Here is a 19914-nt window from a genome sequence, read left to right as displayed (position 1 = left end):
GTTTGGCCGCCCCGGTCTGGAAAACGAGTAGGCAGCACTCGTGCCTCAGGGCCGGGAAAGATGTTGAATTAATACAGGAACACATCCGCGGCTTGAGACAGACCAGCCGGCCCTCCGGGACCGGCATTGGACGGGGCCGACGGCGGGAGGGCCCCTGGAGCCCGGGGCTCGGGGCTCTCTACCCCAGACGCCGCCGGCCCCCCGGGCTTACCCGAGGGAACCCCGGCCCGCCACATCATGTTTGTGCGCCATCTGTTCTCTTTCTCCGCCTGCCGGAGCACAATTGAGAAATGTTGGACCGTGGGCGGTGCGGCATGAAAACCCTCCCACTGTCCCGGTCCTCCTTTCATCAGCCTGTTGTGAAAGGACACCGGGATGTTCCAGCCAAGCAAACGGATAACAGCGTTGGGCTCCGCACTCGTGCTGTTTTTGGCAATGTCGGCGGTGGCGTCGTGTTCCGGGCCAAGCGGCACGCCTTCCCCGTCCACATCAAGCGGGACGCCGACAGGGCCGACGTCGGGATCAGCCTCCCCGACAGTGACCCCGACAGCGGCCGCGGAGTTCTGCGGCGCAGGGTCCGCCATCCACTATGACCGCTCCGCCTTCCAGTCGACGCCCAGGATCGACAACAAGTGGTTTCCGCTGAAGCCCGGCATGCAGTACACGACGAAGGGCACCGTGAAGAGCGCCGACGGCACCTCCGAGCGCACGGTCGTCCACTCCGTGACCGGACTGACAAAGGTGATAGACGGCGTGAAGACCCTCGTGATGTGGGACCGGGACTACGTCGACGGGCAGCTGGTGGAATCCGAGCTGGCCTTCTTTGCCCAGACCGAGAAGGGAGCGGTCTGGCTCTTCGGGGAGTACCCGGAGGAGTACGAGAACGGCACTTTCACCGGCGCGCCCCGCACCTTCATCAGCGGCATATCCAAGGCCCAGGCAGGGATCGCCATGCAGGATCAGCCCCTGACCGGTACACCCGGGTACGTCCAGGCCCACGCGCCCGACGTGGGCTTCCTCGATTGCGGAACCGTCTTCAAGCAGCACGAACGGGTGTGCGTCCCCGCCGCATGCTACGACGACGTGTTGGTCATTGACGAATACAATCCCTTGGAACCGTCTGTGGGCCACCAGCAAAAGCACTATTCAGCGGGCACGGGGCTGGTGAAAGTGACAGCGGTTGGTGGTGCGGACCAGGAGTCGTTGGACCTCGTCACCGCCGAGACGCTCGCGGACTCCAAACTGAGTGAAATCAATCAGCAAGCACTCGAATTGGACGGGCACGCCTACCAGATCAGTGCGAGCGTTTACGGCACAACGCCCCACGCCGAGATTGCGGTGCCAGGCTCCGGCGGCTAGCGCACTCATACCACCATCATTTGCTAAACAACGGAGGATTACCTGTTAATATCCTGAGAATCCACGCATTGAGCGTTGACCCCGGGTTTCCTCGGGCTCATTATTGACGTACACGTCTGGGGGCGCTTTGGCACTGTTCCAGGGAGCGGCGTGGTGGACAGGTACCGGGGATCTAACGTTTTCAGCGGGCACCCACTAGAGACCAATAGTGGAGTGTCCCCTCCCCGCTACGGCTTCTCTGCAGTCCCACCCCGAGAACCGGGTGAGCGGCCATGATCGGCACGATCCTGCGATGGGTACTCCAGTTCCGGTTCCTGGTCCTGGCATTGGCAGCGGGGATCCTGGGGTTCGGCTTCACGAGCCTGCCTGGCATGGCAGTTGATGCCTTCCCGGAATTCGCCCCTCCACAAGTTGAAATCCAGACCGAGGCCCTAGGGCTTTCCGCCGCGGAAGTTGAACAGCTGATCACTTCCCCCATGGAGGCGGACCTGTTGAATGGTGTGGCCTGGGTGGAAGCCATTCATTCCAAATCCGTCCCGGGCCTGTCGTCGATCCAAATGGTGTTCAAGCCGGGGACCGACCTTTTTCGGGCCCGCCAGCTTGTGTCCGAACGTCTGACCCAGGCGCGCGCGTTGCCGAACGTGTCTGCCGCGCCCGTCCTGATGCAGCCGCTCTCATCGACGAGCCGGGTCATGATGATTCGGCTGACGTCCAAAGAGATGTCAGCCATTGACATGTCTGTCCTGGCCCGCTGGACCATGAAACCCGCCCTCCTGGCGGTGCCCGGCGTCGCGAACGTGGCTATCTGGGGCCTCCGCGACCAGCAACTGCAGGTCCTGGTCGATCCTGGTGAACTTGAGGCCAAGGGCGTGACGCTGGACGAGGTCATTACTACCACCGGCAACGCCGTGTGGGTGTCGCCCTTGAGTTACCTCGAGGCATCCACGCCCGGCACCGGCGGCTTTCTGGAGACCGGCCACCAGCGGCTCGGAGTCCAGCACGTCCTGCCGATCACCACGCCCGAGGATCTGGGCAAAGTCAGCCTGGAGGGGCCGTCCGGAAAGCTGGTGTTGGGCGATGTCGCCCACGTCGTGACCGATCACCAACCACTGATCGGGGACGCACTTTCGGGCAAGGATGCCGAATTGCTCCTGGTCATCGAGAAGTTCCCGGAGACGAACACGATGGACGTGACCCGGGGCATCGATGATGCGCTCCATGCCCTCCAGCCAGGGTTGTCCGGCGTCACAATCGATACCGCCGTCTACCGACAAGCGGCGTTCATCCAGGAAGAGGTCGGCACACTTGGTGTCGCGCTGCTTGTCTCGCTGCTCCTGATAGCCACCATGTTTGGCGCGTTCTTCCGCTCCTGGCGCACAGCGGTCATCAGCCTGGTCACGATTCCGGTCTCACTGACGGCGGCAGCCTTGGTGCTGTATCTGACAGGCACCGGGATGAACACCATGGTCCTGGCCGGAATGATCCTGGCCTTGGCTGTCATCGTTGGGGACGTCGCCGAAGAGCTCCATGGCGCAGTGCGAGCCGGGAGGGCTGGCGCCGGCAGGGCCGGCGAGAGGTCCGGCGTCGGGCCCGGCGTCGCGGAGTCGGGCGTCGCCTTGGTGACGGGGTCCCTGCGGGCAGTGCGAACACCGATCCTTTACTCCCTGCTGATCATGGCGTTGTCTGTACTGCCCGTGTTCTTCGTCCCGGGCGAAGACGGAGCCCTCTTCCGCCCGCTGCTCCTTTCCTACCTGCTCACCCTGGCTGTCGGGATGATCGTGGCGCTGACGGTAACCGCGGCGCTGGTCTTCGTCCTGCCCGTCGGCCGGACCACTGCAAGGCACGGCCGCACCCTGAACCGGATCCACAGCCGATACCGCCGTGCCTTGTCCCGGGCGGAAGGAAAGGCCCGGTGGGTTTTCACGGCCGCCGCGGTCATCGCACTCGCCGGGCTTGCGCTCACGCCCCAGCTGGCCGCCGGCCATCCGACAGTGCCCGTCATGCCGGACAGGACCCTCGTCGTCCAGTGGAGCACCATCGCCGGCACATCAGACCAGGAAATGAGCCGGATCGCTGACGCGGCCGCGCAAGAACTCCGGACACTTCCCGGCGTGGCCAATGTGGGGGGACACGTCGGGCGCGCCATCACCTCGGACCAAGTGGGTGACATCAGCGCCGGGGAGCTCTGGGTGACCGTTTCTGCGGAGGCCTCCTACCGCGACACCGCGGCGGCCGTCCAGCACGTGATTGCTGGGTACCCGGGGTTGACCGGCAAAGTATCCACGTACGCGCAAGAGAAGATCGACCAGATTCATGAGGCCGCCGACCCCGGATTCACTGTCCGGGTGTACGGCCTGGATATGACCGCGCTCCGCCAGAAGGCGGAGGAAGTGCGGCAAGTCCTGGCCCGGACCGGCGGCGTCGTCAATCCCCATGTCGATGCGCCCGCCCAACAACCAATCGTCGAGGTCCAGGTTGACTTGGCCGCCGCCCAGAAAGCCGGCGTCATCCCGGGGGATGTCAGGCGCGCTGCCGCTGCCCTCCTGCAGGGAATCGAAGTCGGCAACATCTATCAACAACAAAAAGTCTTCTCGGTGATCGTGAAAGGAACCCCGTCCACCAGGAACAGCCTCACCAGCGTCCGCGAGCTCCTGATCGACACCCCCGGCGGCGGGCACGTACGCCTCGGCGACGTTGCCAAGGTCAACGTGGTAGGGAACGAGGCGGTCATCCTGCACGATGACACCTCGCGCCGGATCGATGTGAAGGCCGAGATTCAGGGGCGCGCGCTCAACGACGTGCAGCAGGACATCGAGAAGGGCTTGCAGCAACTGCAGTTCCCGCTCTCGTACCATGCGGAAATCCTCACCCAGTACGCAGAGCAACAGAATAGCGCCCGGTGGCTATGGCTGCTGGCGGCTGTCGCTGCGGCCGGAATCCTCGTGCTTCTCCAGACCGCGTCGGGAAGCTGGCGGCTAGCCGCGACGGTCTTCCTGGGCCTGGTTGCGGCGCTCTCCGGCGGGGTGCTCGCCGCCCAAATGACGGGCGGAATAAACTCCTTGATCTCGCTTCCTGCCTTCTCCGCCGTCCTTGGCATCGCCGTGCGCGGCTCCATCCTGCTGATACGGCACGCCCGAAGCTTGGCGCTCCCGGACGGCGCGCCCTTCGGGTCCGCGCTCGTGATCCGAAGCGCGCGCGGCCGGTTGATGCCCGTGCTGATGTCGGCCTTGATGACGGCTCTTGCCCTGCTGCCGCTCACGCTCATCGGTGGCGTGGTCGGAACGGAAATCATCCAACCGCTCGCCGTCATCATCTGGGGCGGGCTGCTCACCACCACTCTTTTCCTGCTATTTGTCTTGCCCGCACTGTTGCTTCGATTCGGACCGGGCCCGGCGCCTTGGGCCGCAACCCGCAACGATTCGCTGCTCCGGGCACAGAGCGAGGACGCACCATGAAAAAGATCGCTTCCCGACGGCGCCACCTCAGCACGGTCCTGATCTCGCTGGTAGTGGGCGCGTTCCTGACGCTGTCTCTGCCTGCCTGCTCCCAGCCGCATGCCGAAGCAGTACCTACCGCCGACAACCCTGCCACCCTGGACGAAGTACCGGGGACGGACCTTCACCGCATCACCCTGACCGAACGCGCCGTCGAGCGTCTTGGGCTAAAGACCGGCGTGGCGGCGTCGGGTCCGCAGGGGAAGCTGACCGTCCCCTACGGGGCGATCCTGTACGACAGCCAGGGCAGAACCTGGGTCTACACAAATCCAGAGCTCCGCGTGTATGTCCGCCAGGCGGTGACCATCGATCGAATCGCCGGCGAAGCGGCGCTGCTGAGGGACGGACCGCCGGTCGGCACGGCGGTAGTAACGCTGGGGGCCGAGGAACTCTTCGGCGAGGAATTCGATACGGCCCACTGAAATGCGTTGGATCATAGGCATCAGCCTCAAATTCAGGACCGTGGTTGTTGCGCTGGCCTGCGCGGTGATGCTGTTGGGCTCCGTACAGTTGAGCTCAGCGTCCATCGATGTCTTCCCGGAATTCGCGCCCCCGCGCGTGGAAATCCAGACGGCCTGCCTGGGCCTGACCGCCCAGGAAGTGGAAGAGCTGGTCAGCGTCCCGATCGAGGCTTCCCTGAGCGGAATGCCCGGCCTAGATGAGCTGCGCTCCAAGTCCGTGCCCCAGCTGTCCTCGATCGTGCTCATCTTCAAACAGGGTACCGATCTGCTGAACGCCCGCCAGGTGGTCTCTGAACGGATGGCGGCAGTGACCTCCGCCCTGCCCACCTGGGCGGCCCCGCCGGTCATGCTTCAGCCGTTGTCATCGACGAGCCGCGTGATGAAGATCGGCATGACCTCCTCCAACCGGTCCCTGATCGAGATGTCCATGCTTTCCTACTGGACGATCCGGGCCCGCTTGCTCCGGGTGCCCGGGGTGGCCAATGTCGCCATCTGGGGTGAACGGCTCCAGATGCTGCAGGTCCAGGTGCAGCCGGACAAGCTCAAGGCCGAAAACGTTTCCCTCAACGAGGTCATGGAAGTCACCGCCGGAGCCGTGGACGCCGGCCTGCTGAAGTATTCCCCCGGCCGGTTCATCGGCACGGGAGGCTTCATCGACAGTCCGAACCAGAGAATGGGCGTCCAGCACGTCCAGGCTGTTTCCAGCCCCGAGGACCTTGCGCAAGTCACTATCAGGGAAAAGGACGGCGTCGCGCTGCACCTGGGCGACGTGGCCAAGGTCGTGGAGGACCATCAGCCGCTCATCGGCGACGCGGTCATCAACAACGGGCACGGGCTCATGCTCATCGTCGAGAAGCTCCCCTGGGGAAACACCCTCGATGTGACGAGAGGAGTCGAGGACGCCCTCCGCCAGCTCCAGCCAGGGTTGAGTGGAATCACCTTCGACACCACCATCTTCCGTCCGGCGAGCTTCATCGAGGAGGCGATTTCCAACCTCAGCCTCGCGCTGCTCCTGGGCTGCCTGCTGGTCGTCATGATCCTCGGCGCCTTCCTCTTCCAGTGGCGCACCGCGCTGATCAGTCTCGTAGCCATTCCGCTCTCCCTCCTGACGGCGGCGCTCGTGCTGTACTTCACGGCGAGCTCCATCAACACCATGGTCCTGGCGGGGCTCGTCATCGCAGTGGGTGTCGTCGTCGACGATGCGATCATCGACGTCGAAAACATCATGCGCCGGCTCAGGCAACATCGGGCCCTGGGAAGCGCGGAACCAACTGCCTCGGTGGTGCTCAGGGCCTCCTTGGAAATGCGGAGTCCCATTGTCTACGCGACCTTGATCATCGTCGTCGCGGCCGTTCCCATTTTCTTCCTCGACGGACTGACCGGTGTCTTTTTCCGGCCGCTGGCTGTCTCCTATACCTTGGCCGTCCTCGCCTCGATGCTGGTCGCGCTGACGGTGACACCGGCGTTGGCCTTGATTCTGCTCGGCAAGGCGAAACTGGAGCAGCGCGATCCTCCCCTGGTCCGGGTGCTCAAGCGCGGATATCACGCCGCCTTGTCCCGGACCATGAACCGGCCCCGCTACGGCTACGCCGGTTTCGGCGCCATCGCGCTGGCGGGTCTGGTGATCGCTCCCCTGCTTGGCCAGTCCTTGTTCCCCACCTTCAAGGAACGGGACTTCCTGATGCACTGGGTCTCAGAGCCCGGCACCTCGGCAGCAGAGGAATACCGCATCTCACAAAGGGGCTGTGAGGAACTCCTCAAGGTGCCCGGAGTCATGAACTGCGGAACACACATAGGCCAGGCGTTCACAGCAGACGAGATCGTCGGCGTCAACGCCGGGGAAAACTGGATCAGCATCGACCGCCACGCTGACTACGATAAAACGGTGGCAGCTGTCCAGGAGGTTGTCGACGGCTATCCGGGCCTGCACCGCGACGTCCAGACCTACCTGAAAGAGAGAATCGAAGAGGTCCTGACCGGCTCGAGCGAACCAATCCTGGTCCGGGTCTACGGCGATGACCTGAACGTGCTTCGGGACCAGGCCCAGAAGATCAAATCAATCCTTGACCACATCCCGGGCACCAATGAACCCCACGTCTCCCTGGAAGTCGAGGTGCCGCAGATTACGGTCAAGGTGGATCTTGCCGCGGCGCAAAAGTACGGGCTCAAACCCGGCGATGTCAGGCGGGCAGCCGCGACACTCGTGGCCGGGGAAGAGGTAGGCGACGTCTTCCGGGACGGTCGTGCCTACGACGTCCAAGTCTGGAGCACACCGGAGACCCGCGCCAGCGTCACCAGCATCGAAGACCTGCCGATCGACACCCCGAGCGGACAGCGCGTCCGGCTGGCCGACGTCGCCGCTGTCAGTGTGCAAGCGACACCCAACCTCATCGACCGCACGAACGGATCCCGCCGCGTTGAGGTCGGTTCCTTCATCGATCAGGGGGCGGACCTCGGGACAGTTGTCCGCACGCTACAGGAACGCCTCGAAGAGATGAACCTGCCGCCTGGTTACAGTGTCCAACTCCTCGGTGAGTACACCGAACGCCAGGCGGCCACCGAACGCCTGACGATCTTCGCCACAGCGGCCCTTGCCCTGATTTTCCTGTTCCTGCAGGCATCGTTCCGAAGCTGGCGGCTGGCCCTGCTCGCGCTGCTGACGCTCCCGATAGCCCTGGTCGGCGGAGTGTTCGCCGCCTACATCACCGGCGGGGTCCTCTCGCTCGGCTCACTCGTCGGGTTCCTCACGGTCATGGGCATCGCAGCCCGCAACGGGATCCTCCTCATCAGCCACTGCCAGCATCTGGAAAGGAACGAGAACGAAGCCTTCGGCCGCGCCCTCGTGTTGCGCGGAGCTTCTGAACGGCTTTCCCCGATCCTCATGACCACCTTGGCTACCGGACTTGCCCTCGTGCCCTTGGTGGTCATGGGCAATATCCCGGGCCATGAAATCGAACACCCGATGGCCGTGGTCATTCTGGGCGGACTCGTCACGTCCACACTGCTCAATTTGTTCATTGTTCCTTCGCTCTACCTCCGCTTCGCAAAAGCAGGGTCCATCCCGAGCGGAGCTTCAGGTGTGGCGCGTCCGGGATTAAGGTTCCCTTTCCGGAGACTCGGGCGGATGGTTCCTTCCCGAACGCAGTCACCTAGTTAGCCCCGGCGTCTGCCTCGCGCACGCCCAGCGGGGTCAAGCGGCGCCGCGCGGCGCCAATATTACGCACACGCCCAGCGGCGCCAAGCGGGGCCAATATTAAATTGTCGGTGCCTCCTGCGATGCTGTGGGTATGGATGGAAGGACAGCCTGGAGTGCCGAGAGCAGGGCGGCCGTGGCGGCCGTTGCCGGCTCCGTTGCCGCGCTGGCCGGCTTCGCCGGCGGCGCTGGTTCCTCCGATCTGCCCGGCCCCGATTCCCCGCGAGGCGCTGATTTCCCGCCGGACACCGATCCGCTGCGGGATCTGGCCGATGGCTGCCTGGACGGACTCGCCGAAGTGGCCCGGCTGGAAGCCCGGACCGCCGCGCTGAAAGCCAAACTCGCCACGGACTACCTCCAGGCGGCCAGGGCCCTGGCGGCCCCGGACGCCCCACCCCAGGAAGCCACCGCCCGCGAGCTTGCCCTCATCGCCGAGGTCGCCTGCGTCCTGACCGTCAGCGAACGCACCGCCGCGGCCCTCCTGTCCGTATCCCAGGCCCTGGCCACGGGCCTGCCCCTGACCCTGGCAGCCCTTGAGGCCGGCACCCTCTCCTGGCAGCACGCCCGGATCATCGTCGACGAAACCACCGGCCTGGACCCCGCCGCAGCCGCCGCCCTGGAAACACACTTCCTGAACCCCCGCGCACCGGACCCCGCCCGGGGCTGCCCGGCCGGGGACCTAGTCCCCTCCCGGTTCCGGGCCAAGGCCCGCACCTGGCGCGAACGCCACCACCCCGTCAGCATCGAAGAACGCCACACCGCCAAAACCGCCGACCGGCGGGTCGAATACCTCCCGGACCGCGACGGCATGGCCTGGCTCTCCGCCCACCTCCCCGCCGCCACCGCGGCCGGGATCTGGGACCGGACCACCGCAGCCGCCCGCGCCCTCCAAGGCCCCGCCGAAACCCGCACCCTCGCCCAGCTCCGCGCCGACATCACCGCCACCTGGCTCCTCACCAACACCACCCCCGGCGCCACCAACGCCGTCGGCACCACCGGCACCACCGCGGCAACGCCCGACGGCGGCCTGTCCGGCGGCGGTCTGGAACCGGGGCGGGTTCCGTCCCCGAGGGCGCAGGTGCTGGTCACCGTCCCGGTCCTGTCCCTGCTCGGCGCCACGGACGAACCGGCCATGCTGGACGGGTACGGGCCGATCCCGCCGTCCATGGCCCGGCGCCTGGTCGCCGAGGGAGCCGAGTCCTTCCACCGCGTCCTGACCGACCCCCGCGACGGGGCGCCGCTGGAAATCGGACGCACCAGCTACCGCCTCACCAAGGCCATGCGCCAATGGCTGCGGCTCCGCGACGGCAAATGCCCCTTCCCCGGCTGCAACAACCACTCCCTGGACAACGACGCAGACCACCTCCTGGCCTGGGCCGAGGGAGGCACCACCGGCATCTCCAACCTGGGCCAACCCTGCCCCAAACACCACCGCCTCAAACACCGCACCGCATGGACCCCCACCCCGGCCGGCAAAGACCACCCACCCGGGTGGACCTCACCCACCGGCCGGCACTACCCCGGCGAACACCAGGACTGGGAACCACCCCGCTGGCCACCCCACCTCCCGATCACAACCACCAACACAAACATGGCGGCAGACACGCAACCGGACCACCCCGAGCCGCCACCAGGCACAGACCGGAGCTGGCCCCGGAATATGACCTGCCACCAGACGAACTGCCACCAGACCTGGAACTGCCCCAAAAACACGAACTACCGGCCGATCCCTTCCCCGACTGGACCTCCTTCACGGCCGCCCACCCCTGGCCCGACACCCACAACGATGCAGGCCAAACAGACAACCCGGGCTGGACCCTGCCCCTGGACGACCCCCACGCCGAATACGCCGCGTACTAAAGCGACTGACCGTTTAGAAGCCCCGTTCCAGGCGCGGGCCACCCGCTCAACCGAGTTGGGGCAGGTCCCTCCGGCGCCTCGAAAATGGATAAGCGGATTAATTAGCCCGCCGTTCATCTCTCATCAGGCCATCGCTTGAACCGTCTTCACGAACTTGTCGCGGCCCAGGGTGAAGCTGACTCCATGACGGACGACAAAGACATCTTAAGGTCCGGACTTTCACGCCGCGGGTTCGGGCGCCGCAGCTGCGGGGGTCACAGCCGCTCTCGCAGGGGCCGCACCGGCGTCAGCCGATGACAAGGCCGGCCTTGCGTCCGGACCCGGTGACCCACTCACCACACCGGTAGTGAACGGGCTGCACCTGCAGTTCGGAGCCGATTCCTCCAGCGAAGTTGTCGCCTCATGGCACACTTTGCAGCCCGTAACGAAAGCTCGGGCAATGCTCGGCGAAACGGATGGAAGCTACGCCGGAGCCAGGATGCGCTCGAAACCAGCTATGTCGACGCCAAATCCGGTCAAAAAGTCTACGCGTACCATGCGAAACTGGCCGGGCTCGCTCCATCACACGACTACCTCTATACCGCCACGCACGACGGCGCACAGGCGGAGTTTGGCTCCTTCCGGACAGGTCCACGCAGCCGCGGAAAGATCACCTTCACCAGCTTCGGCGACCAGGGCACCCCCACACTCGGAAAGAAGTCCACCGGAGCCGGCGGCGCACAGCAATGGGTCAACGACAACCTTGGTTCCCCTGCGGCAGGCAGATGTCACCCGAGGGCTCTGGTACTCCTTCACGGCAGGTTCGGTCCGGATCATCAGCCTTGCCAACGACGACGTTTGCTACCAGGACGGCGGAAACAGCTGCGTTCGGGGCTACTCGCAGGGCGCTCAGAAAGCCTGGCTGGAGAAGGAGCTCAGCGCTGCCCGGTCGGACAAAAACATCGACTGGGTGGTTATCTGCATGCACCAGGTTGTCGTTAGCACGGCCGGATCCTTCAACGGCGCCGACCTCGGCATCCGCCAGGAATGGGTGCCGCTCTTCGATAAGTACGGAGTCGACCTCGTCGTGTGCGGGCACGAACATCACTACGAACGCTCGCACCCAGTCCGCGGCCAGCAAACCAATGCAACGCTTACCCCCATCCCTGCGGACACCCGGAAGGACGTCATCGACACCACCAAGGGCACCGTCCACATGGTTCTCGGGGGTGGCGGAACCTCAGTGCCCTCGAACCAGTTGTTCACCAACCCTCCCGCGTGCCGCGTCATCACCGCCGTGGGCGCCCCGGACCCCACCACCCACAATCGGCCGCCGGTCTACGTCCAGGAAGACGCCGCCTGGTCAGCACAGCGCGACGCCGCGAACTCGTACGGTTTCGCATTCTTCAGTGTTGACCCCGGCACTGAACCCGGCGGAACAACGAGTATCGAAGTGACCTACTACAACGTCACCGGCCCCCAAGGCCAGCTCGCAGCACCCAAAGCGGGAAGCCCCGCCGTCGACAAGACGGCCGGGCTTTCCGGGGCTTAGCTGGTGCTACGGGCGGTTATTGCCCGACAGGCTGATCGAACCGCTGACCTGCACGGTTCGGGCCCAGGAACATAAACACCAGGAGGATGATTCCGCCGACGATCGGAATCAGGCCGAGCAGGATCATCCAACCGCTTTTGTTGCTGTCGTGCAGGCGGCGTACCGTCAGAGCCAAGCCCGGGACGAAGGTCCCGAGACCCCAGATGACGAGCAGAACTGTGCCGATCCCGGCACCTGGCCCGGGTGTGGTGCCATAAGCGGTGGTGGTGCTGCCAGCGCTGATAATGACGTTCAGGATAATGGCGACGACGACGGATACGAGCGCCCACCACCAGTATTCGCTGCGGCTGGCACGCCCGGTGAACGTGGCGTACTTCTTGAAAAATCGCTTGACTGCTTCCGGGAAAGGCGCGCCGTAATAGGGCGCCCACAGTGGCGGTTCGCCCTGCCACGACTGCTGCTGAGACGGGTACGGCTGCTGAGACGGGTATCGCGGTGAGCTCATGGTTCCCCCATGCATTTCAGAGTGATGAGACGCGCTCATGGTACGGCCTTGCACGGCTTGAAAGCGTCAGACTTGGGCAAATTCCCGGGAAATTTTCTAACCGATAGCGGGCATCCGAAAGGGCAGCACCGTAGCGCCGCCACTCAGCTACGATGAACACCACCCATCGGGGCCGGACGCCAAGCATGCGGGGCGTCGCGCGCTTCGCCGGCGCTGGCTGGAAGACGCTGATACTTGTTAGTCTCGGCCCATGACGGGATTTCCTCAGTTACTTCACACGGTTCTCGACACTACTGATGTGCGAGGACTGGCGGAGTTCTACCGCCAGCTTCTCGGACTCCAGTACCGGTCAGGCGACGAGCCCGGGGCCGAGGGCTTCCCTGATGATGTCGACTGGCTTGTCCTAACTGATGCGCAGGGCGATCGTAAGCTCGCTTTTCAGCAGGTTCAACATTTGAAGCGGACCACATGGCCTTTGCCCGATGTGCCAATGCAGATGCACCTCGATCTCACCGTTCCTGACCGAGAAGCCCTCGCACATCAACACTCCAGGGCACTGGCATTAGGGGCCGAGCTCCTCTTTGATCGTACGGACGATCCAAACGAGCCGCTGTTCGTCTACGCCGATCCGGCCGGTCATCCGTTCTGCATCTTCGTGGGCTAACGCGAGCATCAGATCCCCGAGCGTCCCGTTCGGGGATCGATTAGCGGGGGGCGGGGCTCTCAGTGGACGATCGGCACAGGCGGACGGGAAATCCGCAGAGCTACATGGCCACGCGCCGTCTCATAGAAAGCCCGTGATTCAACTCCTTCAGCGCGATCCAGAGACCGTCCACCGACCGTTACCGCATCGAAGAAGCCGGTCCGGACGACGTGGCCGTCTTTGAGGACATGTACTTCGTGGCCAAGCGACTCCTCCCAGGCCACTTTCCCCCACCCGCAGGACCGGTTGGTGGCGTTCGGGGCACCAACGTCGCCACTGACTGGACTGTTTCTATCGACCACTAACATCCGCTTTCTCCTCGGCGGCCTTCAGCGCAGTCTCCCGAATTCCGCCGATGATGACCTGCAGACCGTCCCGGAACAAGGTGGGCTCGATCACGATCGGCGGAAGCAATCGGATGACGTTTTCGTGAACGCCGTTCGTCAACGCCAGCACTCCGTTCGCGTGGCAATAGGCTGACACCGCCTTGGCGCGCCCGGATGCGGGCTCAAGCGTGTCCTCGTCGCCGAATTCGATGCCGATCATTGCCCCGCGGGCGCGTACATCGATGACGCCCTGCCCTGCACCCACGAGAGGGCGCAGCATCTCGACGGCGATCCGGCCCAGTTCGGTTGCCTTGTCGAGAACTCCTTCGGTGTCCAACTGCTCGAATACAGCAAGGGCAGCTTCGCAGGAAAGGGGGTTCCCGGCGTACGTTCCGCCGAGGCCGGCCGGATGCACAGCGTTCATCACGTCCGCCGGTCCCGTCACCGAGCTGAGCGGCATGCCGTTGGCGAGAGCTTTTGCTGCGACAAGGAGGTCTGGAACCACGTTCTCGTACTCGATGGCCCAGATCCGTCCGGTACGGCCCATGCCGCTCTGGACTTCGTCGGCGATCAGGAGAATGCCGTACTCATCGGCGATCTCCCGTAGCCCGGCCAGGAAACCCTCTTGTGGAATCAGGCACCCGGCCTCACCGAGGATCGGTTCGATGATCATGGCCGCAAACGATGTCGCGTCGTTCTCCAGCAGCGCGGCACGGACACGGTCCAGAGAGTGATCAACGGTGTCGGCTGAACCGCGTGGTGACGTGGGTACCGGCACGTGGATGACGTCATTGGAGAATGGCCCGAATCCGGTCTTGTAGGGATGGGCCTTGGAGGTCAAGGACATCGTCATGTGGGTCCGGCCGTGGTACGCGCCGTCGAAGGCAAGGACCTTCGCCCTTCCAGTGAAATAGCGGGCAATTTTCACCGCGTTCTCGTTTGCCTCGGCTCCAGTGGAGAACAATGCCGTACGCTTCTCCGCGTTGCCCGGCGCACGTTCGTTCAGCCAGCGGCAGACCTCCACGTAGCTCTGGTACTCGGTGGTCATGAAGCAGGTGTGCGTGAATCGGTCCAGTTGTGCTTGCAAGCGTTCCCGCACGCGTTCGTTCGAGGCCCCGAGCGACGTGGGTCCCAGGCCGGATGCGAGATCGATGATGCGGTTCCCGTCCACGTCAAGCAGGATGCCGCCGTCGGCACGTTCTATGAAAACCGGCAGTTGCGTGCCGAACCCACTGGACACCTGGGCGCGTCGCTCAACCATGAACTCATGTGAACGTGGGCCCGGGATTTCCGTGGCCAGATACCTTGACTGCTTCAAGGCCGGGAGCGGTGGCAGCGTCCGTAGCGGATCGGACCCCGCGACGAGATGGTTAGCGGTGCTCATGAATGACGGTCCTCCATGTATTCGGCAATGAAGCCTGTGTTGAATGTGCCGCTCCTGAAGGTCTCTGTGTTCAGGACTTCACGGTGAAATGCAGCGGTGGTCACCACGCCTTGGATCTTGAACTCATCCAGGGCCCTCAGGGTCCGCGCGATCGCTTCGTCCCTGTCTTGTCCCCAGCAGATGAGCTTGCCGATCATGGAGTCGTAGAAGGGCGGGATGGTCGATCCGCTCTCGATGTGCGTGTCCAGCCGCACGCCGAAGCCGCCAGGGGCGCGGAACTCGTGGATCATTCCAGGATTAGGGGCGAAGCCACGATCCGCATTCTCCGCGTTGATGCGGCACTCGATCGCGTGCCCGCGCACCTGCACGTCGTCCTGCGTCAGGTCTAGTGCCGCGCCACCGGCGATCTCAAGCTGCAGCTTGATCAGGTCTATCCCGGTCACCATTTCGGATACCGGATGCTCAACCTGGATGCGGGTATTCATCTCAATGAAGTAATACTCGCCGGTGGCATTGTCGAAGACGAACTCCACTGTTCCGGCGTTGGTGTAGCCGACTTCTTCGCAGAGTGCTACGGCTGCCTTGGCCAGGCCTTCCCGTGTTTCGTGGTCGATGGCTGGAGAAGGCGCTTCTTCGACGAGTTTCTGGTTGCGGCGTTGCGCGGTGCAGTCACGTTCGCCCAGATGCAACGTTGTGGTGCCGTCCGAAACCACCTGGATTTCGATGTGGCGGATATCGGTGAGGTAGCGCTCGATGTAGACGGAGGGATCGCCGAAGGCGACCTCGGCTTCGGCCATGATTTCCGCTAGGTCACCGGCAAGAGTTTCGGCGGCTTTCACAACGCGCAGGCCGCGGCCTCCGCCACCGGCTGCCGCTTTGATAAGCAGGGGGAAGCCGACTTCTTCTGCCACCCGGAACGCCTCGTCGTGATCGGCGATGGCCCCGTCGGAGCCCGGGACGGTGGGCACCCCCGCATGTCTGGCGATCTTCTTCGCCTCGATCTTGTCACCCATGCGGCGAATGACCTCTGCGGACGGTCCTACAAAGCCGACGCCCTCGGACTCGCAGAGCGCGACGAAGTCGGCATTCTCCGACAGGAAGCCATAGCCGGGATGGATCGCGTCGGCACCGCTCGCCTGCGCCGCTGCGATCACTGCGCGGCCGTCGCGGTAGCTGAGCTTTGCCGCGGCGGGGCCGATACAGAGCGCCTGGTCTGCAAGCCTGACGGGGAGCGAATCGCGATCAGCTTCGGAATGCGCGAGGATGCTGCGGATACCGAGTTCCTTGCACGCGCGGATCACCCGCAGAGCAATCTCGCCGCGGTTGGCGATCAACACGCTCGAGAGCGTCATGAGGCGTCCTTCCTGATCACCATCAGCGGCTGTCCGTACTCGACGAGGGACTCGTTCTCAGCGAGGATGCGGACCACGGCGCCCTCGACGCGGGCCTCGATGTTGTTCATGAGCTTCATCACCTCGACGATGCCGAGGACGCTGTCCGGCTGGACGCGGTCGCCGACCGAGACGAACGCGGGAGAGCCCGGCTGCGGTGAGGCGTAGAACGTGCCGAGCATGGGCGCCGTGATCAGCACTTCGTCGTCGGCGAGCCGAGCGGCATCCTTCGGAGCATCCGGGGCCGGCGCTACCGCCGCGGGCTCCTGTGCCGGCGCTACCGCCGCGGGCTCCTGTGCTGGCACGGCAGGGGCGGACGCGGCGGGGGCGCTGACGGCCGGACCGTCGACAGGCACGGCCGCGGCGCGCAGACCGACGCCGGCGCCGCTGTTCCGCGACACGTGCAGTTCGACGTCGCCGACCTTCAGCGACAGCTCGCGTACGTCCTCCGCGAGGTTCACCCAGTCGACGATCGCCTTGAGTTCCTTCATGTCGGGCAGGTTATCGGCCATCTTCGTTCTCTCCTTTTTCCAGGGTGATCCGCAGATCACCGCTCCTGAGCACCTGCCGGCCTGTGGGGGTGCCATCGTAAAGCGAGGTGATGAGGTCCAGGGTCGGCATCAGCTTCTCGCCGGCCGCACCGCCCTCCGTCATGACCTTCTTCATGTCGTCGACCTGGGTTCCCGCGAACTGGGCACGCAGCAGCCACAGGTCGATGTCCTCGTCCGGGTACCGTTCCTGCAGCGAGGGCATCATCGGAGGGATCGCCTCGGGCTCCTCTGCGATGTTCGAGGATCCGTTCGCGAGGATCTTCTCGAGTGCGGCGGGCTCGAGGGGCGCGAGCGGCTTGCCGTAGTAGCCGAGTGCGTACTTCTTCACCTCGTTCGGAACCACGCGGTAGCGCTCCCCGCTCATGACGTTCATCACGGCCTGAGTTCCCACATGCTGGGCGAACGGCGTGATCATGATGGGGTACGCCAGTTCTGCGCGCACCCGCGCGACCTCCTGCATCAGCTCGTCGAAGCGATCGGCGAGACCTGCTGCCTCCAGCTGTGACTGGAAGTTCGACAGCATCCCGCCAGGGGTCTGGTGCATGTAATGCATGCCGGTGTACTCGTGCGGGACGCCGAGAGGCTTGCCTTCTTCCTCGGCGATGCGCGAGAGCTTCCGGCTGATCGCAGCGATCCGCTCGTCGTCGACGTCCACGGTGTAGCCGAGCGCCCGCAGATCCCGCACCATGCCCTGCGTGGAGGGCTGCCCGTTGCCCGAGGCGAGCGGTGCGATTGAGGTGTGCACGGAGTCCGCGCCCAGCTCCACCGCTTCGAGGCACACGAGCGGCGCCAGTCCCGTGAGACTGTGAGTGTGCACTTCCAGGGGACGATCACCGATCACCGCTCTCAGCGCGGGCACGAGAGTGCGGATCCGATCCGGAGTTAGCAGTCCCCCGGCATCCTTGAGCATGATCCTGTCGACGTCGGCCTTCCCGATCAGTTCCTGCGCCTTGGCGACAAAGAGCTCATCGGTGTGCACCGGAGACTCGCAGAACGACACCGCGCCGAAGGTCTCGGCCCCCAGTCGCTTCGCCCGGAGCAGGGCCGCCGAGATGTTGTCTACGTCGTTTAGACCGTCGAACGCTCCGATCTCACGGAATCCGTTCGCGACGAGGCGATCCACCCATGCCTCGATCACGTCGTCAGGCAGGAAGTCGAACGTGGCAAGGTTCTTCGAGCGGATTAGTGCGCGGAACGTCGTGTTTGGGGCGTGCCGGTGCATCAGCCGGACCCGCTCCCACGGGTCCTCCTTGAGGTAGCGGACCGCGACGTCGAACTGGATGGGCGCGACGAGGTCTACGTGCTCGAAGCCGGCGCTGTCGAACTCTTCGATCATGTCCAGCATGTGCGAAGTCCGCATCCGCGTTGCCCACAGGCTCTGGTGACCGTCTCGCAGGGTGGTGTCGATGATCTTCACTTCGCGGCGACTGTGTGCGGGTCGGCCGCCGCGGCTCATGACCTCCGCGATGTTCGCGGGTGGGTTCTCCGGCATGTTCCTTAGCTCCTTTGCTCGGTTTTCGTGACGTGTGGAGGCCGGCTCAGCGAGTGACCAGATGTGACCTGGCGCCATTCGCCGCGAACGTCTTCGGCGGCAGGTCCGCCATCGTCAGAAGCCCGGGCGCGGAGCCGGGAAGCGACGGGATGACGTTCGCTGCGACGGCAACGGTTGACTGGTAGCTGTCGATCCTGCTGCTCGAGAAGTCGAGAGTCCCGGTGCAGCTCTCGATCCGCCAGCTGTCCCCGTCCGGGAAGGGGTCCGCGCTCACGAAGATCCCGAAGTCGATCGTCGCGTCGATTACGACGCGCCCGTCGAGGTATCCCCTGGCTGCGTGCCTCAGAGCAGCGATCGTGCCGGGGTCGACGGCGGTGTGCGACGGTGAGTCCGAAGCCGAACTTCGAGAGGATCCCGCCGTAGCCCGACATTTCCGCCGTCCGCCGGATTGTCACGCGGTTCACGTCCACCGTGAGGCTGCTGAGCAGCAGCGGAAGGGTGTCCAGGAGAATGCCGGGGTTGCAGCCCGTGCCGAGCACCGTGAGACCAGCGCGTCGCGCGCGCTCATCAATACGCCGGGCGACGGGTTCGTGGTCGTAGAAGCCGAAGCCGAAGCCGAGCTGCTCGCAGATAGTGACGACATTCATTCCGCGATCGAGCAAGTCGTTGATGATCGGCTCGACCTCGGCGACGAACGACGTGGTCGCGACGAACGCGACGTCGGCGTCTGGCGCATCCGCGAGGTTCGGCGCGATACGGGCGCCCAGGCCAAAGAGAAGCACCTTCGGCTGGTCATCAGAGTGCATGGTTACTCCTCTGCGGTACGTGGGAATCGGGAGGGCGACTTCGGAGAAGCCGTGGTGAAACGTGCCCGGCAACGAGGGATGACCAACGGCGTCGCGTTCGGACTGATCCGGCATCGTGGCGGCGGATGCTTGCTACAAGCCTACAATTCGAGACAAAAAATTCTTCGTATTGCGAAGATATCGCTTGAAATTTTAGAATGCTGGAGATTTATAAAAATATCTGCGATTTTCGTTGATTGCAGATCGTCTCGGTCAAATTTTTTTCGGGGGTATATCGACATGGTCCAATCCACTCGAGCAGGCAGGCCGCTCGATCCGATCGACGAGAAGATCGTGTGGGAGTTACGGCGGGAGGCACGCATCAGCAACAACGAGCTCGCCGCCCGCGTCAATGTGTCGCCGTCGACCGCCCTGATGCGGCTGCGCGCGCTCAGGGAGTCGGGCGTCATCGTCTCGACCCACGCCCAGTACGACATGACCGCGCTCGGACTCGACCTGCACGCAATCGTATTCATACGCCTGAAGCCGGGGACGCAGAGCAGCGCTCATGACTACGCCGAGCGCGCAGTCAAGTTCGTCAATGTCGTGAACGTTTTCCTCATGGGCGGGAACTACGACCTGCTCGTGCACGTCGCCTGCACGTCGAGCAGTCAGCTGCAGGACCTCGTGGCCCAGAAGATTGCCGCCGACCCCGTGGTCGCCTCGGCCCAGGCGCACATCGTCTTCGAGCATCTCATCGCCGCCCAGCACATGGAACATGTCGACGGATTCCCGGTGATGCGGGGGGAACGCGCCCCTGAGTGATCGGGAACCGGCAGCCGGCGCGTAGCATCTCGGACATGTGACCGCGGCATCCGG

General features: G+C 64.4%; 14 protein-coding genes. 8 read left to right on the top strand and 6 right to left on the bottom strand.

All coding sequences use genetic code 11. The annotated features are described in order from the left end of the window. Positions 1-537 precede the first annotated feature (537 nt). The 6 genes from AB0O52_RS04865 to AB0O52_RS04840 all read left to right on the top strand — a co-directional run bounded on the left by AB0O52_RS04865 (position 538) and on the right by AB0O52_RS04840 (position 11898). Positions 538-1359: a hypothetical protein gene (locus tag AB0O52_RS04865; protein WP_364534189.1), complete on the top strand. Its 822-nt coding sequence runs from the start codon at positions 538-540 to the stop codon at positions 1357-1359. 272 nt (positions 1360-1631) lie between these two features. Further along, positions 1632-4814, top strand: coding sequence for an efflux RND transporter permease subunit (locus AB0O52_RS04860; RefSeq protein ID WP_364534186.1), 3183 nt, complete (start codon positions 1632-1634; stop codon positions 4812-4814). Continuing rightward, positions 4811-5275 (top strand): hypothetical protein, encoded by a 465-nt coding sequence (locus AB0O52_RS04855; RefSeq protein ID WP_364534183.1) that lies wholly within the window; start codon positions 4811-4813, stop codon positions 5273-5275. The genes AB0O52_RS04860 and AB0O52_RS04855 overlap by 4 nt, the downstream gene beginning before the upstream one ends. 1 nt (position 5276) lies before the next feature. Further along, positions 5277-8471: an efflux RND transporter permease subunit gene (locus AB0O52_RS04850; RefSeq protein ID WP_364534180.1), complete on the top strand. Its 3195-nt coding sequence runs from the start codon at positions 5277-5279 to the stop codon at positions 8469-8471. 130 nt (positions 8472-8601) lie between these two features. Continuing rightward, positions 8602-10506 (top strand): DUF222 domain-containing protein, encoded by a 1905-nt coding sequence (locus tag AB0O52_RS04845; RefSeq protein WP_364534177.1) that lies wholly within the window; start codon positions 8602-8604, stop codon positions 10504-10506. A 603-nt stretch (positions 10507-11109) separates the two neighbouring features. Further along, positions 11110-11898: a metallophosphoesterase gene (locus AB0O52_RS04840; protein ID WP_364534174.1), complete on the top strand. Its 789-nt coding sequence runs from the start codon at positions 11110-11112 to the stop codon at positions 11896-11898. Positions 11899-11914: 16 nt separating this feature from the next. Here the strand turns inward: AB0O52_RS04840 and AB0O52_RS04835 are convergent, their stop codons facing one another. Further along, a complete protein-coding gene (locus AB0O52_RS04835; RefSeq protein WP_364534171.1) occupies positions 11915-12403 on the bottom strand; it encodes a DUF805 domain-containing protein in 489 nt (162 codons plus the stop codon). Between the two features lie 250 nt (positions 12404-12653). Between AB0O52_RS04835 and AB0O52_RS04830 the strand changes: the two genes are divergently transcribed. Further along, positions 12654-13067 (top strand): VOC family protein, encoded by a 414-nt coding sequence (locus AB0O52_RS04830; RefSeq protein ID WP_364534168.1) that lies wholly within the window; start codon positions 12654-12656, stop codon positions 13065-13067. Between the two features lie 330 nt (positions 13068-13397). Here AB0O52_RS04830 and AB0O52_RS04825 read toward each other — a convergent pair whose 3' ends face one another. Genes AB0O52_RS04825 through AB0O52_RS04805 form a run of 5 tightly spaced genes read right to left on the bottom strand, consistent with a single transcriptional unit; the run spans position 13398 to position 18596 of the window. Further along, complete coding sequence (locus AB0O52_RS04825; protein WP_364534165.1) at positions 13398-14816, bottom strand: aminotransferase class III-fold pyridoxal phosphate-dependent enzyme; 1419 nt, start codon at positions 14814-14816, stop codon at positions 13398-13400. Continuing rightward, on the bottom strand, positions 14813-16168 hold the full coding sequence (gene accC / locus AB0O52_RS04820) for an acetyl-CoA carboxylase biotin carboxylase subunit (protein ID WP_364534162.1): 1356 nt from the start codon (positions 16166-16168) through the stop codon (positions 14813-14815). Before accC ends, AB0O52_RS04825 begins: the two co-directional genes overlap by 4 nt. Further along, positions 16165-16719: an acetyl-CoA carboxylase biotin carboxyl carrier protein gene (gene accB, locus AB0O52_RS04815; protein ID WP_364534159.1), complete on the bottom strand. Its 555-nt coding sequence runs from the start codon at positions 16717-16719 to the stop codon at positions 16165-16167. The genes accC and accB overlap by 4 nt, the downstream gene beginning before the upstream one ends. Continuing rightward, positions 16709-18250: a pyruvate carboxylase subunit B gene (locus tag AB0O52_RS04810; RefSeq protein WP_364534156.1), complete on the bottom strand. Its 1542-nt coding sequence runs from the start codon at positions 18248-18250 to the stop codon at positions 16709-16711. The genes accB and AB0O52_RS04810 overlap by 11 nt, the downstream gene beginning before the upstream one ends. Before the next feature lie 46 nt (positions 18251-18296). Next, positions 18297-18596 (bottom strand): hypothetical protein, encoded by a 300-nt coding sequence (locus AB0O52_RS04805; protein WP_364534802.1) that lies wholly within the window; start codon positions 18594-18596, stop codon positions 18297-18299. A gap of 739 nt (positions 18597-19335) precedes the next feature. Between AB0O52_RS04805 and AB0O52_RS04800 the strand changes: the two genes are divergently transcribed. Next, entirely contained in the window at positions 19336-19860 is a 525-nt protein-coding gene (locus tag AB0O52_RS04800) for an Lrp/AsnC family transcriptional regulator (RefSeq protein ID WP_364534153.1), read from the top strand. Positions 19861-19914 lie beyond the last annotated feature (54 nt).

It is taken from the genome of Arthrobacter sp. NPDC080073, assembly GCF_040686575.1.
Lineage (GTDB): Bacteria > Actinomycetota > Actinomycetes > Actinomycetales > Micrococcaceae > Arthrobacter.
The sequence above is the reverse complement of the archived record's forward strand: the minus strand, read 5'-3'. Positions and strand labels throughout refer to the sequence as shown.

What these genes read in the sequence shown, in the direction of transcription:
- AB0O52_RS04860 (WP_364534186.1), top strand. Translation starts at nt 1,632, where the DNA reads ATGATCGGCACGATCCTGCGATGGGTACTCCAGTTCCGGTTCCTGGTC.
- AB0O52_RS04855 (WP_364534183.1), top strand. Translation starts at nt 4,811, where the DNA reads ATGAAAAAGATCGCTTCCCGACGGCGCCACCTCAGCACGGTCCTGATC.
- AB0O52_RS04850 (WP_364534180.1), top strand. Translation starts at nt 5,277, where the DNA reads ATGCGTTGGATCATAGGCATCAGCCTCAAATTCAGGACCGTGGTTGTT.
- AB0O52_RS04845 (WP_364534177.1), top strand. Translation starts at nt 8,602, where the DNA reads ATGGATGGAAGGACAGCCTGGAGTGCCGAGAGCAGGGCGGCCGTGGCG.
- AB0O52_RS04835 (WP_364534171.1), bottom strand. Translation starts at nt 12,403, where the DNA reads ATGAGCTCACCGCGATACCCGTCTCAGCAGCCGTACCCGTCTCAGCAG.
- AB0O52_RS04830 (WP_364534168.1), top strand. Translation starts at nt 12,654, where the DNA reads ATGACGGGATTTCCTCAGTTACTTCACACGGTTCTCGACACTACTGAT.
- AB0O52_RS04825 (WP_364534165.1), bottom strand. Translation starts at nt 14,816, where the DNA reads ATGAGCACCGCTAACCATCTCGTCGCGGGGTCCGATCCGCTACGGACG.
- accC (WP_364534162.1), bottom strand. Translation starts at nt 16,168, where the DNA reads ATGACGCTCTCGAGCGTGTTGATCGCCAACCGCGGCGAGATTGCTCTG.
- accB (WP_364534159.1), bottom strand. Translation starts at nt 16,719, where the DNA reads ATGGCCGATAACCTGCCCGACATGAAGGAACTCAAGGCGATCGTCGAC.
- AB0O52_RS04810 (WP_364534156.1), bottom strand. Translation starts at nt 18,250, where the DNA reads ATGCCGGAGAACCCACCCGCGAACATCGCGGAGGTCATGAGCCGCGGC.
- AB0O52_RS04800 (WP_364534153.1), top strand. Translation starts at nt 19,336, where the DNA reads ATGGTCCAATCCACTCGAGCAGGCAGGCCGCTCGATCCGATCGACGAG.